Source organism: Tabrizicola sp. T46 (assembly GCF_057219895.1).
The window spans coordinates 362,929-377,698 of record NZ_JBXVVV010000003.1 but is presented as its reverse complement, the minus strand read 5'-3'; the positions used below and the strand labels follow the sequence as shown (position 1 = coordinate 377,698).

Here is a 14,770-nt window from a genome sequence, read left to right as displayed (position 1 = left end):
GTCGCACCGAAGGGGACAGGGGCAGCATGATCGGTTGGAGGTCGAAGCCTTCGACAACCGAAGAGGACAAGCCAAAGGGCTTTGACGATTTCGAGTTGCGGCTGGGGGATCTCATGCGTGGCGAACGCGCCACGCTAGGAAAATCCCTGCTTGACGTCCAGCGTGAGCTGAAGATCAAGGCCACCTACATCGCTGCCATTGAAAATGCCGATCTGTCGGCCTTCGAAACGCCCGGTTTTGTCGCCGGATACGTGCGGTCCTATGCCCGCTACCTTGGGATGGAGCCGGACTGGGCCTTCGAGCGTTTCTGTGCCGAGGCTGGCTACACCGTGTCACATGGCATGTCGGCCGCTGCCGCCCCGCAACAGATCATCAAGGCCCGCACGCGGTCGGACCTTTCGGACCCGCTGGCCAACCCGAATGCCACCTTCATCCCGCGCGGCGAGGCGATCTGGAGCCGGGTCGAGCCCGGTGCCGTTGGTTCGATTGCGGTCCTGGTCGCGTTGATCGGGGCTCTTGGTTACGGCGCATGGTCCGTTCTGCAAGAGGTGCAGCGTGTGCAGCTGGCCCCGGTTGAGGAAGCCCCGACCGTCGTTGCCCAAATCGACCCACTGGAGAATGCAGGAACCATCGCGCCGCCGGTTGTCGCCGCGCGTCCGGCCGATTCCGAACTGGCCGAAGGCGAGGTGCCGGTCGATGTGATGGACCGTCTTTACCGTCCGCAGGCGCTGGATGTGCCGGTCCTGACTTCACGCGACGGACCGATCGCCGCGATCAACCCGCGCGAAACCGGCGTTCTGGCCGACGCCAGCACTGCCCTTGGCGTCGATGCGGCGGTTGCCGAGGCCCTGGGTGCCGATGTGCAGGTCGTGGCCGAAGCGCAGCAGGGCGTCGAGGTTCTGGCGGTGCGGCCGTCCTGGGTAAGGGTGAATGCGGCCGATGGAACCGTCCTGTTCGAGAAGATACTCGATGCGGGTGAGCGCTATCAGGTGCCGCAGCTTGACTCTGCGGCGGTCTTCCGTACCGGCAACTCGGGTTCGATCTACTTCGTGATCAACGGGGTGGCGCATGGTCCGGCAGCGCCCGGGGCAAATGTGGTGAAGGATATCCCGCTTGCCGCGGATGTTCTGGCTCAGACCTTCGCGCCCGCCGACTGCACGCTGGACGAGGCCCTGAGTCAGGTTGCCTCACAGGTGACCGACCTCAACACGGTTCCGCTCTGCCCCTGAGGATTTTCCCGTCGACGTGACCGGCTGTCGCGGTGTCCGAGGTTGCCGCCGCGGGCCGACTTGCCTATCGTTGCGCCAGACCAATCCGAGGCCGACGATGACCCACAACCCGATCCGTCCCTGGCGCAACATCGACCGCCGCAAGTCGCGCCAGATCCGCGTCGGCAAGGTGCTGGTGGGCGGTGATGCGCCGATCAGCGTCCAGACCATGACCAACACGCTGACGACCGATGTCGCCGCCACGATCGAACAGATCCAGCGCTGCGCGATTGCCGGGGCGGACATCGTGCGCGTCTCGACCCCGGATCAGGAAAGCACCCGCGCGCTGAAGGAGATCGTGCAGGAGTCGCCCGTTCCGATCGTTGCGGACATCCATTTCCACTACAAGCGAGCCATCGAGGCGGCCGAGGCGGGGGCAGCCTGCCTGCGGATCAACCCGGGCAACATCGGTGACGCAAAGCGGGTCGCCGAGGTGGTGCGCGCGGCAAAGGACCACGGCTGTTCTATCCGCATCGGGGTGAATGCCGGCAGCCTCGAAAAGCACCTGCTGGACAAGTATGGCGAACCCTGCCCGGATGCGATGGTCGAAAGCGGGCTCGACCATATCAAGCTTTTGCAGGACAACGACTTTCACGAATTCAAGATCAGCGCCAAGGCATCTGACGTGTTCATGGCCGCCGCAGCCTATCAGCAGCTTGCCGGTGTGACCGATGCGCCGATCCACCTTGGGATCACCGAGGCCGGGGGCCTGATTTCGGGCACCGTGAAATCGGCCATCGGGCTGGGAAGCCTGCTCTGGTTCGGAATCGGCGACACGATCCGGGTTTCCCTTTCGGCGGATCCGGTGGAAGAGGTGAAGGTCGGCTTCGAGATCCTGAAATCGCTTGGCCTGCGCACGCGTGGCGTGCAGATCATCAGCTGCCCCAGCTGCGCGCGGCAGGGGTTCGACGTGATCAAGACCGTCGAGGCCTTGGAAAAGCGGCTGGAGCACATCAAGACCCCGATGAGCCTGTCGATCATCGGCTGCGTGGTGAACGGCCCCGGCGAGGCCTTGATGACCGACATCGGCTTTACCGGCGGCGGCGCGGGCAAGGGCATGGTCTATGTCGCCGGCAAGCAGGACCATACCCAGTCGAACGACGGGATGATCGACCACATCGTTGAACTGGTCGAGAAGAAGGCCGCCGAGATCGAGGCGGCCGAAAAGCTGGCCGCGGAATGACTACCCTGCCGGAAATCCGGCGCTGGGAAGAGCTTGAACAGGCCGAGTGGTCCTACCAGGGTTCAGACGAGAAGATGTGCCGCGACGCCGATTACGGGCGGCATTTCGGGTTCAAGTCGCTGGGCATCCATCATGTGCGGCTGATGCCGGGGCATCGCACGTCCTTTCCCCATGCCGAAAGCGCCGAAGACGAGTTCATCTATGTCATCTCAGGCACGCCGGATGTCTGGATCGACGGATATCTGCATCGACTGCGCCCCGGCGATGCCGTCGGTTTCCGGGCGGGAACCGGGGTAGCGCACAGCTTCCTGAACAACTCTGGGGCCGAGGTCAGGCTGATCGTCGCGGGCGACATGCCGCGCGCCGAAAACCGTGTGGTCTATCCCCTGAACCCCGACCGCCGCCCCTTGCGTGACGACTGGTGGGAAGACGCGCCCCAGCGCCCCCTCGGGCCGCATGACGGGCGGCCCGGCGGGCAGCAGGAGGGGCGTTAGCCTTCGCTGCGCGCTTCGGCCACGATGCCGCGCAGGTCCTCAAGCGGGACATAACCGCGCAGCATCTGATCCTTCAGGACAAAGGTGGGGGTGCCGCTGATCGCCATTTCGTCCGCCAGCGCGTGGTTGGCGGCGATGACCGACATGACCTCGTCGGTTCCCATCCGCTCCAGGATCGGCGCGGGGTCATGGCCAAGTTCGGTCGCAAGGCGGCCCAGCGTCTCTGGTGTCGGCTCGCCCCGAAGGGTGATCAGCGCGTCATGGGCGGCCTTGTAGGCGTCGTTGCCATGCAGAAGGCGGACCGCGATGGCGAATTGCGAGGAGAGAAGCGAGGCCTCGCCAAGGATTGGGAATTCCTTGATCACGTAGCGGATGTTGCCGTCGCTGGACACCAGTTCCTTCACTTCGTCATGGGCCTTGCGGCAGTAGGAACAGCGGTAGTCCATGAACTCGACCAGGGTGATGTCGCCCTGAAGATTGCCGCCGACCCAGTCCGAGGGGCTGGCGAAGATGTCCGAAGCGCGCGTCTGCACGATCAGCGCGTCGCGTTCCAGTTCCGCCTGCGCCTCGCGTTCCTGAAGAACATTCATCGCTTCGACCAGGACCTCGGGGTTCTCGATCAGGTAGGCGCGGATCTCGGCGCGGAAGGCTTCGCGTTCTTCGGCAGTCATCTCGGCCGCGACTGGCATGGCAAGAAGCCCGGTCAGAAGGGCGGTTGTCGCGGCAAGGCGGCGCATGGTGTGTCCTTTCGGGTTGCGGGGCGCACGATAGGGGGCGGGCCAGCGAAAGATCAAGCCGTGACAGGCCGATGTCGCCGGTTTGTGAAGGCTGGGCGAAGTTTACTTTCGCGGCGCGAACGGGGATAAGGCGGGCGATGCGGTGTCTTTCCCTGCTCTTCCGCGCGGCCGTCGCGCTTTGGCTTGCTGCCGTTCCGGTGGCCGCACAGGATTTGTCGGCGCTGGCGCGGCTGGTGCCGGACCGTTCGGCGATTGCGTCGGCCGGGCAGGCGCTGGAACTGCGCCTCGCGATCAGCCAGCCAGTGCCCTGGCGGATTCGGCTGATGGACGCGCCGCCTCGGCTGATCCTCGACACGCGCGAGGTGGACTGGACCGGGATCGACGCCCTTCCGCTGCCTGCCGGCGTGGTTGCCCTTCGCGCGGGTGTGTTCCGGCCGGGATGGTCGAGACTGGTGGTGGAGCTGTCAGGGCCGATGGCCGTGCAACTGTCCGAGATGCAGACGCCACCCGATGCGGCCGCGATACTCGTGACGCTGGCGCCGACCGATCAGACCAGCTTCAAGGCCCTTGCCGCCAGGCCCGACCTTCCGGAATGGGCAGCGCCTGAGGCGACCGATATCCCTCCGCCCTTGCCGAAGGGGGGCGGGCCGATCACCGTGGTGCTGGACCCCGGTCACGGCGGAATCGACCCCGGAGCGACACGCGACGGCCAGACCGAGGCCGCGCTGATGCTGACTTTCGCGCGCGAGCTGAAGGAGGTTCTGGTCCGCGACGGGCGTTTTGCCGTGGTCATGACGCGCGACGACGATGTCTTCGTGCCGCTGGAAACCCGCACCTCGATCGCGCGCGAGGCCGAGGCCGATATCTTCCTTTCGCTCCACGCCGATGCGCTGGCCGAGGGCGAGGCAAGCGGGGCGACGGTCTATACCCTGGACGAAGATGCCACCGACGCCGCCAGCGCCGCCCTTGCCGAACGGCACGACCGCGACGACCTTCTGGCGGGGATCGACCTTTCCGACCAGGACGACCTCGTGGCCGAAGTCCTGATGGACATGGCCCGGACCGAGACCGAACCGCGCACCGACCGGCTGGCCGAAGCGATCGTCCGGGCGATCAAGGCGGCCGAAATCCGGATGCACCGCAACCCGCGCCAGACCGCCGGATTTTCCGTTCTGAAGTCGCCCGACATACCTTCGGTCCTGCTGGAGCTTGGCTTCCTGTCTTCGGCCCGCGATTTCAGCCGCCTCATCGAGCCCGACTGGCGCGCCCGGATGGCCGAGGCGATCCGCGTGGCCCTTGTCGACTGGTCGAAAGACGAAGCCGCCCTGCGCGCCCTGACCTCACCCTGAGGCGCAAGGGACGCAGAAGCCTGCCGTTGCCCGAAACGTGACCGCCCAAGCTTTTGACCTTGGCCTGCGTCTGGTATAGGGGAACAGGAAATCGGCAGGAGCAGCGGGTGTTACGGTTCATCGGGTCAGTCTTGGGCGGGATCTTCTCGGCGGTCACGCTGGGGCTGATCTTTGCCGCGCTGACGCTGGGTGGCATTTTCTTCATGTATTCCCGCGACTTGCCGTCGATCGAAAGCCTGTCGCAATACACGCCCGCCACAATCAGCCGGATCTATTCCGGCGAAGGCGAGATCATCGACGAATTTGCCCGCGAACGGCGTCTTTTCGTGGCCTCGGAAGACATCCCCGACCTGGTGAAGCAGGCCTTCATCAGCGCCGAGGACAAGAACTTCTACACCCACCACGGCTATGACACCCGCAGCATGGTCGCCGCCTTCGTCGAGGCGGTGCAGACGCGGGGCGAGCGGGTGCGCGGTGCCTCGACCATCACCCAGCAGGTGATGAAGAACTTCCTGCTGTCCTCTGACCGCACGGCGGAACGCAAGATCAAGGAAATCATCCTTGCCGCGCGGGTCGAGACCGCGATGTCGAAGGAAAAGATCCTTGAGCTCTATCTCAACGAGATCTTCCTTGGGCAGAACTCCTACGGGGTCGCAGCGGCGGCGCAGACCTATTACAACAAGTCTTTGGCCGAGCTGACGGTCGAGGAAGTGGCCTATCTTGCGGCCCTGGCCCAACGCCCCGGCAACCTGCACCCCGTGCGCCAGAAGGACGAGGCGCTGGCCCGCCGCGCCTATGTGCTGGGCGAGATGCGCGACAACGGCTACATCGACCAAGCGACCTATGAGGCGGCCAAGGACGCGCCCCTGCTGACCGTCCAGAACGGCGACTATGAGGCCTTCCGCGAAACCCTGCCGCCGCGCAACTACTTTACCGACGAGATCCGCCGTCAATTGTCGGGCACCTTCGGCGAGGAAGAGTTCTTCTCGGGCGGCCTGACCATCCGCGCGACGGTCGATCCGTTCCTTCAGGAAGAGGCCGCCGCCGCCCTGCGTGAGGGGCTGGAGCAGTATGATCGCGCCGCCGGCGTCTGGCGCGGTACCGGCAAGACACTGCCGCCCGAAGCACTCGGCTCCGAGGCCGACTGGCGCGCCGCGCTGGAAAAGACCGAGGTGCCGCGCGATGTCCCGTCATGGTTCCCCGCCGTGGTCCTTGAAGTGGGTGAGACGAGCGCCCGCGTCGGTATCGAGGGCGTGGCCGAGGATGAGGACGGGCACTTCATCCCCGCCGAGGACGTGACCTGGGCCCGCAAGCGCCAGGCCGACGGCAGCCTTGGCCGCCGGGCGCTGGTGGCGGGAGATCTCGTATCGGTGGGCGATGTCGTCCTTGTCCGGGCGGTCACCAATGATGACGGTACCTTCTCCCGCTGGTCGCTGCGGCAGGTGCCCGAGGTGCAGGGCGCCTTCATGGCGATGGACGTGAACACCGGCCGCGTGCTGGCGATGCAGGGGGGCTTCTCCTACCAGGACTCGGTCTTCAACCGCACGACGCAGGCCACGCGGCAGCCGGGGTCAAGCTTCAAGCCCTTCGTCTATGCGGCGGCGCTCGATTCGGGCTTCACGCCGGCCACGATCGTTGTCGATGCGCCGATCGAGATCGACACTCCGCAGGGCCTCTGGACGCCGAAGAACGCGTCGAACCGGTTTTATGGCCCAACGCCGCTGCGCACCGGGATCGAGCAGAGCCGGAACCTGATGACCGTGCGGATCGCGCAGGAAATCACCATGCAGACCGTCGCGGGCTATGCCGAACGCTTCGGCGTCTATGACCGGATGGGACCGTTCCTCGCCAACGCGCTTGGCGCGCAGGAGACCACACTGTTCAAGATGGTTGCCGCCTATGCGATGTTCGCCAACGGCGGCGAGCGGGTTGAACCCACGCTCGTCGACCGGGTCCAGGACCGCTATGGCAGGACGATCTACCGCCACGACCAGCGGGTCTGCGAGGATTGCACCCGGCCCGACCTGCCGCAGGGGCAGGGCGTTCAGATCACCTCGAACCGCGAGCGGGTGATGAACGCAGTCACCGCCTACCAGCTGACCAGCATGATGGAAGGTGCGGTCCAGCGCGGCTCGGCCAGCCGGATCGACCTGCCGGTCCCGATCGCCGGCAAGACCGGGACCACGAACGATGCCAAGGACGTGTGGTTCGTCGGCTATTCCTCGAACATCGTCGCCGGTTGCTACATCGGCTTCGACCAGCCCCGGACCCTTGGCGAAAGCGCCTATGGCGGCACGCTCTGCGTCCCCGTCTTTCAGGACTTCATGGAAGATGCCGTGAAGAAGTTCGGCGGTTCGGCCTTTGCCGTGCCCCCCGGCGGTTATTTCCGCAAGATCGACCGTTTCAGCGGCATGCCCTTGCCTGACGACGCCACCGGGGACAACGTGATCTCCGAATACTTCCGCGAAGGCGAGGATCCGATATTCGGCTTCACGGCCATGGTGGACGGCGGTTTCGCGATGGGCGAGAACCTGCCGCTTTTCGCCAACGGCGAGAGCGATGCTGGCGCGACCAGCGGCACCACCGTCACCAATGCCGAAGGCGAAAGTGTCGTCGTACCGAAGAAGGCCGACTTCGGCACCGTCTCGTCCGGCGGACTTTACTGACCCCTTCGCCCGCACACTGTCCGTGCCCTTGCCCGGGCGCGGTCAAAGCCTTATGACCGCCGCCGACACCAGGACTGGACCCGAACCCGAAGATGCGCGCTGAAACCGAAGGCAATGTCGAAGCGATCCGGAAATCGCTCAATCTTCTCGCCCAGCGGATGGACTGGGAGACGGCGCCACACCGGCTTGAGGAATTCGACGCCCTGATCGAGGCGCCCGACCTCTGGAACGACCCTGCCAAGGCGCAAAAGCTGATGCGCGACCGGCAGGCGCTTCTGGACGCGGTTAACGCTTACAAGCTGATCGACGGGTCCTTGCGCGAAAATGTCGAGCTGATCGAGATGGGCGAGGCTGAAGGCGATGTCGAGATCGTTGCCGAAGCCGAGGGCGCGCTGGCCGAACTCGTGAAGACCGCCGAGGCGAAAGAGCTTGAGGCGCTTCTGAACGGCGAGGCGGATGCCAACGACACCTTCCTAGAAATCAACGCCGGCGCGGGCGGCACCGAAAGCTGCGACTGGGCCTCGATGCTGGCGCGGATGTATGTCCGCTGGGCCGAAAAGCGCGGCTACACCGTGGAACTCCAGTCGGAAAGCGAAGGCGACGGCGCGGGGATCAAATCGGCCAGTTACAAGATTTCCGGCCACAACGCCTATGGCTGGCTGAAGACCGAGGCCGGGGTGCATCGTCTGGTCCGCATCTCGCCCTATGACTCCGCGGCACGGCGGCACACCTCATTCTGCTCGGTCTGGGTCTACCCGGTCGTCGACGACAACATCGAGATCGAGGTGCAGGACAAGGACATCCGCATCGACACCTTCCGGTCCTCCGGCGCGGGTGGCCAGCACGTGAACAAGACCGACTCGGCGGTCAGGATCACCCACTTCCCGTCCGGGATCGTGGTGACATCCTCGCTGAAGTCGCAGCACCAGAACCGCGACATCGCGATGAAGGCGCTGAAATCACGGCTTTACCAGATCGAGCTCGACAAGCGCACCGCCGCGATCAACGAAGCGCATGAGAACAAGGGCGACGCCGGCTGGGGGAACCAGATCCGCTCCTACGTCCTGCAGCCCTACCAGATGGTCAAGGACCTGCGAACCGGCTACCAGACCTCGGACACCCAAGGGGTGCTGGACGGCGACCTTGATGCCTTCATGTCGGCAACCCTTGCGCTGAACGCCAGCGGCAAGAAGCGCGGCGACATCGAGGATGTCGACTGAGGGCGGCGCCCCTGCCAGCAAAATCCTTGTCTGACGCTTCATATCGCGCTTAATCTTTGGGCATGAGCGTCTCCAACCCCCCCGCCGTGCCCGAGGTCAACGAGGTCGACCTGTCCGACCTGAAGGCAAGCCTTGCCCTTGGCTGGAAGGACTTCACCAGCGCGCCGGTGCTGGGGCTGATCTTTTCCGCCGTCTACGTCCTGGGAGGCTGGCTGATCTTCTGGGCCTCGACGACCGAAGGCCAGATCTGGTGGACCCTGCCCGCAAGTGCGGGTTTCCCGATCCTCGGCCCCTTCATTGCCTGCGGCTTCTATGAAATCTCGCGCCGGCTCGAGGCGGGCGAACCCTTGTCGGCGGGCGAGATCTTTGGCGTCATCTTCCGCCAGAAGGACCGCCAGATCCCCGCCATCGCGGCGGTGATCGTGGTCTATTTCCTGTTCTGGAACTTCCTGTCGCACATGATCTTTGCGCTGTTCCTGGGCAACGCGACGATGACCAACGTGTCGTCCTCGCTGGATGTGTTCCTCACGCCGGAGGGCCTGGCGATGCTCGCCTTCGGCACGCTGGTCGGCGCGGCCTTTGCCACGCTTCTCTTCTCGCTCACTGTCGTGAGCCTGCCGATGCTCCTGGACCGCGAGGTGGATTTCGTGACGGCGATGCTGACCAGCTTTGCCCTCGTGCGGGAAAACCCGCGCGTGATGCTGGGGTGGGGGGCGCTGATCGCGGTCTGCCTTTTCCTTGGCATGCTGCCTGCTTTTCTAGGGTTGTTCATTGTCCTGCCGCTTTTCGGACATGCCAGCTGGCACCTTTACCGCCGCGCGATTTCCTGACCTTTTGCCCGATAGGGGGCCCTTGACCATCGCACGCCGCTTGCCAGCCCGCGCCCGCCCGTGCTACGCCGCCGGCATGACGACGTTGCACACCATCCGCATCTGCTGCATTACCCGCTGACCTTCGGTCGCGCGGGCGCTTCGTCATTCCCTGGATGAGAAAGCCACCCCCGCGCAAGGGTGACGTATGCCTGCGATCCAGGACGACCAAGATGACGACGATCCGCCTGACGAACTCCAAGACCCGCCGGAAAGAGGATTTCCGGCCGATCGACCCGTCCAATGTGCGGATGTATGTCTGCGGCCCCACGGTCTATGACCGCGCCCATCTTGGGAACGCCCGACCCGTCGTGGTCTTCGACACGCTCTACCGGCTCCTGCGCCATGTCTATGGCGCGGATCACGTGACCTATGTTCGCAACTTCACCGACGTCGACGACAAGATCAACGCCGAGGCCCTGCGCCGCCAGAAGGCAGGCGCGCCGGGAACGCTGGAGGACCTGATCCACCAGCGCACCGAAGAGACCATCGCCTGGTACCACGCCGACATGGACGCGCTCGGGGCCCTGCGGCCGAACCACGAGCCGCGGGCCACCGAATACATCGGCCAGATGATCGCGATGACCGCAGGCCTGATCGCGAGCGGCCACGCCTATGAGGCGTCGGGCCATGTCCTTTTCCGGGTGCGCAGCTACAAGGACTACGGCAAACTTTCCGGCCGCAGCGTCGACGACATGATCGCCGGGGCAAGGGTAGAGGTCGCGCCCTTCAAGGAAGACCCGATGGACTTCGTCCTGTGGAAACCCTCATCGGGCGAGGAACCCGGCTGGTCGTCACCCTGGGGCAGGGGCCGCCCCGGCTGGCACATCGAATGCTCCGCCATGGCGCATGAGCTTCTGGGAGAGTCCTTCGACATCCACGGCGGCGGCCTCGACCTCCAGTTCCCCCACCACGAGAACGAGATCGCCCAATCCGCCTGCGCCCACCCCCACGGCGATTTCGCCCGCTACTGGCTGCATAACGAGATGCTGCAGGTCGAGGGGAAGAAGATGTCCAAGTCCTTGGGCAACTTCTTCACGGTGCGGGACCTCTTGGATCAGGGCATCCCGGGCGAGGTGATCCGGTTCGTGTTCCTCATGACGCATTACCGCAGCCCGATGGACTGGACGGCGGAGAAGGCGCGGCAGGCCGAGGCGACCTTACGAAAGTGGCGGGCGGTGACGGCGTCGGTCGCGCCTGCGGCACCACTGGTGGGGGTAGTCGAGGCGCTTTCGGACGATCTTAACACCGCGGGTGCGCTGGCAGTCCTGCACGCAGCGGCGGGCGAGGGGGATTGGGCGGGACTAAAGGCTTCGGCGAACCTGCTGGGCTTGCTCGGGAATGAGATGGGTGAGTGGGCTGATGTTCCTGCCGTAGACCTCGTCGTTCTCACGCATAAGCTTGCGACGCTGCGCGATGCCGCCATGCAGTCGAAGGATTTCTCTGCTGTCGATGCCTTGAAGGCGGCGCTGGTTGCTGCAGGAGTTGAGGTAAGGATGTCCAAGTCCGGCGTTGAGCTTGTTCCAGGTGCCGGTTTCGACGCAGCCAAGGTGGATGCCCTGAGATGACAGCCGCCAAGAGCCAGAACTCGCCGAAGAGCTTTGCAATGTCCTTCGAAGGATATTGGCCTCGCCCAACCGTTAACGCCACACTAACGAGAAACCATAACCCATTGTCTATGCTTGTTTTTCCAGTTTTGATCACTGTGGTCACCGCATGACCCGCGAGCGTCTCTTCCTCTTCGACACCACCCTCCGGGACGGCCAGCAGACGCAGGGCGTCCAGTTCTCGGTGGCCGAGAAGCACCAGATCGCCGCCGCCCTTGACCGGCTCGGGGTCGACCATATCGAGGGCGGCTGGCCGGGGGCCAACCCCACGGACAGCGATTTCTTTGCGTCCCCCCCGCAGACGAAGGCCACCCTGACCGCCTTCGGCATGACCCGCCGGGTGGGCCGGTCGGCCGAGAATGACGACGTCCTCGCTGCCGTCCTGAACGCGGGCACCCCCGCCGTCTGCCTGGTCGGCAAGACCCATGACTTCCACGTCACCACCGCCCTCGGCGTCACCCTCGATGAGAACCGCGAGGCGATCGCAAGCTCGATCCGCCACCTCGTCGCCAAAGGTCGCGAGGCCCTGTTCGATGCCGAACACTTCTTCGACGGCTACCGCGCGAACCCCGCCTACGCCCTTTCCTGCCTCCACGCGGCGCAGGATGCCGGTGCCCGCTGGGTCGTCCTGTGTGACACCAACGGCGGCACGCTCCCGGCCGATGTAGGCCGGATCACCGCCGAGGTCATCGCCTCCGGCCTTGCCGGCGACCGGCTGGGGATTCATTGCCATGACGACACGGGGAACGCCGTCGCGAACTCCCTTGCCGCCATCGAGGCCGGCGCCCGGCAGGTGCAGGGCACGCTGAACGGTCTGGGGGAGCGCTGCGGGAACACGAACCTCACCACCCTGATCCCGACGCTGCTTCTGAAGGAACCCTACGCCAGCCGGTTCGAGACCGGCGTGACGCCCGAGGCGCTGGCCGGACTTCTGAAAACCAGCCGCATGCTCGACGACATCCTGAACCGCGTCCCCCTGAGGTCCGCTCCTTACGTCGGTGCCTCGGCCTTCGCCCACAAGGCGGGCCTTCATGCCTCTGCGATCCTGAAGGACCCCACCACTTACGAACACATCGACCCCGCGCTTGTCGGCAACGAACGGGTCATCCCGATGTCGAACCAGGCCGGCCAGTCCAATCTCCGCGCGCGCCTTGTCGCCGCCGGGATCGAGGTCGACCCGAAAGACCCGCGCCTTGGCCGGATCATCGAGGTGGTGAAGGCCCGCGAGGACCAGGGCTATGCCTATGACGGCGCGCAGGCCAGCTTCGAACTCGTCGCCCGGCGCGAGTTGGGGCTTTGCCCGGAGTTCTTCGAGGTCAAGCGCTACCGTGTCACGGTGGAACGGCGGAAGAACAAGTACGACCGGATGGTCTCGCTTTCCGAAGCGGTGGTGGTGGTGAAGATCGGCGACCGGAAGAACATGTCGGTTTCCGACAGCATGGATGAGGACGGCCACGACCGCGGCCCGGTCAACGCGCTGGCGAAGGCGCTGGGGAAGGACCTTGGTCCCTATCAGGCCTGCATCGACGATATGAAGCTCGTCGACTTCAAGGTCCGCATCACCAATGGCGGTACCGAGGCCGTCACCCGCGTCATCATCGACTCTGAGGATGGGCAGGGCCGCCGCTGGTCGACGGTCGGGGTCAGCGCGAATATCGTCGACGCTTCGTTCGAGGCGCTGCTTGATGCGATCCAGTGGAAGCTGATCCGCGACATCGGGGCGCCGAAGTGACCGTGGCGGCCTGCGCCGCGCTGGTGGAACGGGGTGACCCGGACCGCTTCCTTGCGGTGATGGCCGCGCCTGTCACGGCAAGGGCGCAGCTTCTCCCCCTTTACGCCTTCAACCTCGAGGTCGCCCGCGCGCCCTGGGTGACCGACGAGCCGCTCATCGCCGAAATGCGCCTGCAATGGTGGCGCGACGTCGTCGCCAATGCCGCCTCGGGTGCGGCCCGGGCGCATGAGGTGGCGGGGCCGCTCCACGACCTCATCCGCGACTTCGGGCTGCCGGTCGATGTCCTTGACCGCCTGATCGCCGCCCGCCGCTGGGACATCCATAGGGAGCCGCACGAAAGCCCAGCGGCGCTGGAGGATTACCTCGAGGACACCGGGGCCGGGCTGATGTGGCTTGCCGCCCGCGCCCTCGGGGCCCCAGACGGTGCTGAGGAAGCGGTGCGAGGGTTCGGCTGGGCCACCGCAGCGGCAGGTTACCTGCGCGCTCTGGCGGACCTGCAGGCCCGGGGTCGCCAGCCGCTGCCCGAGGGGCTTTCGGTGGAAGCACTCGCATGGATGGGTCAGGACCGGCTGCAGCGGGCACGTGCTGGCCGGAAGACGATCCCCCGGGCCGTGACCTCCGCACTTCTGACCGGCTGGCAGACCGCCGGCCTGTTGCGACTGGCAGCGACCGACCCCGACCGGGTGACCGCCGGCACCCTTGCCCTAAGCGAATTCGCCCGGCGCGGCGGGCTGATCAAGGCCGCTCTGACCGGGCGCATTTAGCCAACGGCCGTCGGCTCAGGGCGGAGGCTGGGAGAAGCCAGAGATCGTCCAGACATAGGGATCAAGGTTCGTCCGGAAGTTCCCCAGTCGCGGCGCCCCGAAATCAAGGACGGTCACGACCACCGCGCTCCATACCGCGAAGAGCACCCCCAGAAGGACCGGCGCCCGCTGCTTTTTCAAGCCCAGCTGGAACCCGGCGACGGCGGCTGAAATGCAGATCATCGCCATCAGAATGTCCACCAGCCTTGGCGGCATGCCGCTGGCCAGCGACAGCCGTTCGGCCGTCGTCATGTCGAACACATGGTTGATCGCGTTCATCAGCGAGACCGTGTGCGGATCCGTTCGAACCGCCAAGAGCCCGGTCATCTCGGCCCAGATTTTCGCCTGCAGCTTGTCGGTCTCGGTGGTGAGCGTCTGCAATTCCGGTGCGCGATACCCTGCCGAGGCATAATCGAGCCTAATCTGCGCGTAGTCTTCCAGCATTGCGGCAATGCTCGCGGCACCTGGATCGGGCAGGGCGCTGGCCTGCAGCCACGCGGTGCCGATGGCATTTGCCTCTTCCAGCGCGCCCGTGCGGCGTTCGGCCATCCGTCCGGTGCCGAAGGACAGCGTCAGGGCGAGGATGAATGCCGTCAGCCCAAGGATGCCTCCGGTGACAAGGCCGGTCGCTTCCGCGCGGGGCTTTGCCTGGTCGGCGAAGCGCAAGCCAAGCCGGGTGCCGATCCAGGCCGAGACAAACTGGACCCCGATCAGGAACAGCCAGAGCAGGACCAATCCCTGCGCAGCGATGCTGAGGACCAGAGTATACATCAGCGCGCCTCCTCAGCCGGGTCGCGCGAGGTTACCGGTTGCTCCGGACGGATTGCAAGTCGGCAAGCGCT

Annotated in this window: 12 protein-coding genes; 10 read left to right on the top strand and 2 right to left on the bottom strand. The window is 65.3% G+C overall.

All coding sequences use genetic code 11. The features are described from left to right. Positions 1-26: 26 nt before the first annotated feature. The 3 genes from AC2D9V_RS14655 to AC2D9V_RS14645 all read left to right on the top strand — a co-directional run bounded on the left by AC2D9V_RS14655 (position 27) and on the right by AC2D9V_RS14645 (position 2,945). Complete coding sequence (locus AC2D9V_RS14655; protein ID WP_484714827.1) at positions 27-1,229, top strand: helix-turn-helix domain-containing protein; 1,203 nt, start codon at positions 27-29, stop codon at positions 1,227-1,229. Positions 1,230-1,326: 97 nt separating this feature from the next. Continuing rightward, positions 1,327-2,451 (top strand): flavodoxin-dependent (E)-4-hydroxy-3-methylbut-2-enyl-diphosphate synthase, encoded by a 1,125-nt coding sequence (gene ispG, locus AC2D9V_RS14650; protein WP_484714826.1) that lies wholly within the window; start codon positions 1,327-1,329, stop codon positions 2,449-2,451. Continuing rightward, a complete protein-coding gene (locus AC2D9V_RS14645; protein ID WP_484714825.1) occupies positions 2,448-2,945 on the top strand; it encodes a cupin domain-containing protein in 498 nt (165 codons plus the stop codon). The genes ispG and AC2D9V_RS14645 overlap by 4 nt, the downstream gene beginning before the upstream one ends. Here the strand turns inward: AC2D9V_RS14645 and AC2D9V_RS14640 are convergent. After that, positions 2,942-3,682: a DsbA family protein gene (locus AC2D9V_RS14640; RefSeq protein WP_484714824.1), complete on the bottom strand. Its 741-nt coding sequence runs from the start codon at positions 3,680-3,682 to the stop codon at positions 2,942-2,944. The two genes, AC2D9V_RS14645 and AC2D9V_RS14640, sit on opposite strands and share 4 nt — an antisense overlap. A gap of 137 nt (positions 3,683-3,819) precedes the next feature. Here AC2D9V_RS14640 and AC2D9V_RS14635 point away from each other — a divergent pair, with 137 nt between their 5' ends. From AC2D9V_RS14635 to AC2D9V_RS14605, 7 genes are all read left to right on the top strand, one after another. Continuing rightward, on the top strand, positions 3,820-5,031 hold the full coding sequence (locus AC2D9V_RS14635; RefSeq protein ID WP_484714823.1) for an N-acetylmuramoyl-L-alanine amidase: 1,212 nt from the start codon (positions 3,820-3,822) through the stop codon (positions 5,029-5,031). Between the two features lie 107 nt (positions 5,032-5,138). Then, positions 5,139-7,697: a penicillin-binding protein 1A gene (locus tag AC2D9V_RS14630; protein ID WP_484714822.1), complete on the top strand. Its 2,559-nt coding sequence runs from the start codon at positions 5,139-5,141 to the stop codon at positions 7,695-7,697. Positions 7,698-7,789: 92 nt separating this feature from the next. Next, a complete protein-coding gene (gene prfB, locus AC2D9V_RS14625; RefSeq protein ID WP_484714821.1) occupies positions 7,790-8,917 on the top strand; it encodes a peptide chain release factor 2 in 1,128 nt (375 codons plus the stop codon). 62 nt (positions 8,918-8,979) lie between these two features. Next, complete coding sequence (locus AC2D9V_RS14620; RefSeq protein WP_484714820.1) at positions 8,980-9,747, top strand: DUF2189 domain-containing protein; 768 nt, start codon at positions 8,980-8,982, stop codon at positions 9,745-9,747. 212 nt (positions 9,748-9,959) lie between these two features. After that, positions 9,960-11,354 (top strand): cysteine--tRNA ligase, encoded by a 1,395-nt coding sequence (gene cysS, locus AC2D9V_RS14615; RefSeq protein WP_484714819.1) that lies wholly within the window; start codon positions 9,960-9,962, stop codon positions 11,352-11,354. Between the two features lie 148 nt (positions 11,355-11,502). Next, positions 11,503-13,125: a citramalate synthase gene (gene cimA, locus AC2D9V_RS14610; RefSeq protein WP_484714818.1), complete on the top strand. Its 1,623-nt coding sequence runs from the start codon at positions 11,503-11,505 to the stop codon at positions 13,123-13,125. Continuing rightward, entirely contained in the window at positions 13,122-13,889 is a 768-nt protein-coding gene (locus AC2D9V_RS14605) for a squalene/phytoene synthase family protein (protein WP_484714817.1), read from the top strand. The genes cimA and AC2D9V_RS14605 overlap by 4 nt, the downstream gene beginning before the upstream one ends. 15 nt (positions 13,890-13,904) lie before the next feature. On the opposite strand, the gene AC2D9V_RS14600 is transcribed toward AC2D9V_RS14605, so the two are convergent. Continuing rightward, the gene (locus AC2D9V_RS14600) at positions 13,905-14,699 is read right to left on the bottom strand and encodes a bestrophin-like domain (protein WP_484714816.1); all 795 of its coding nucleotides are present in this window, start codon (positions 14,697-14,699) and stop codon (positions 13,905-13,907) included. Positions 14,700-14,770: the final 71 nt, after the last annotated feature.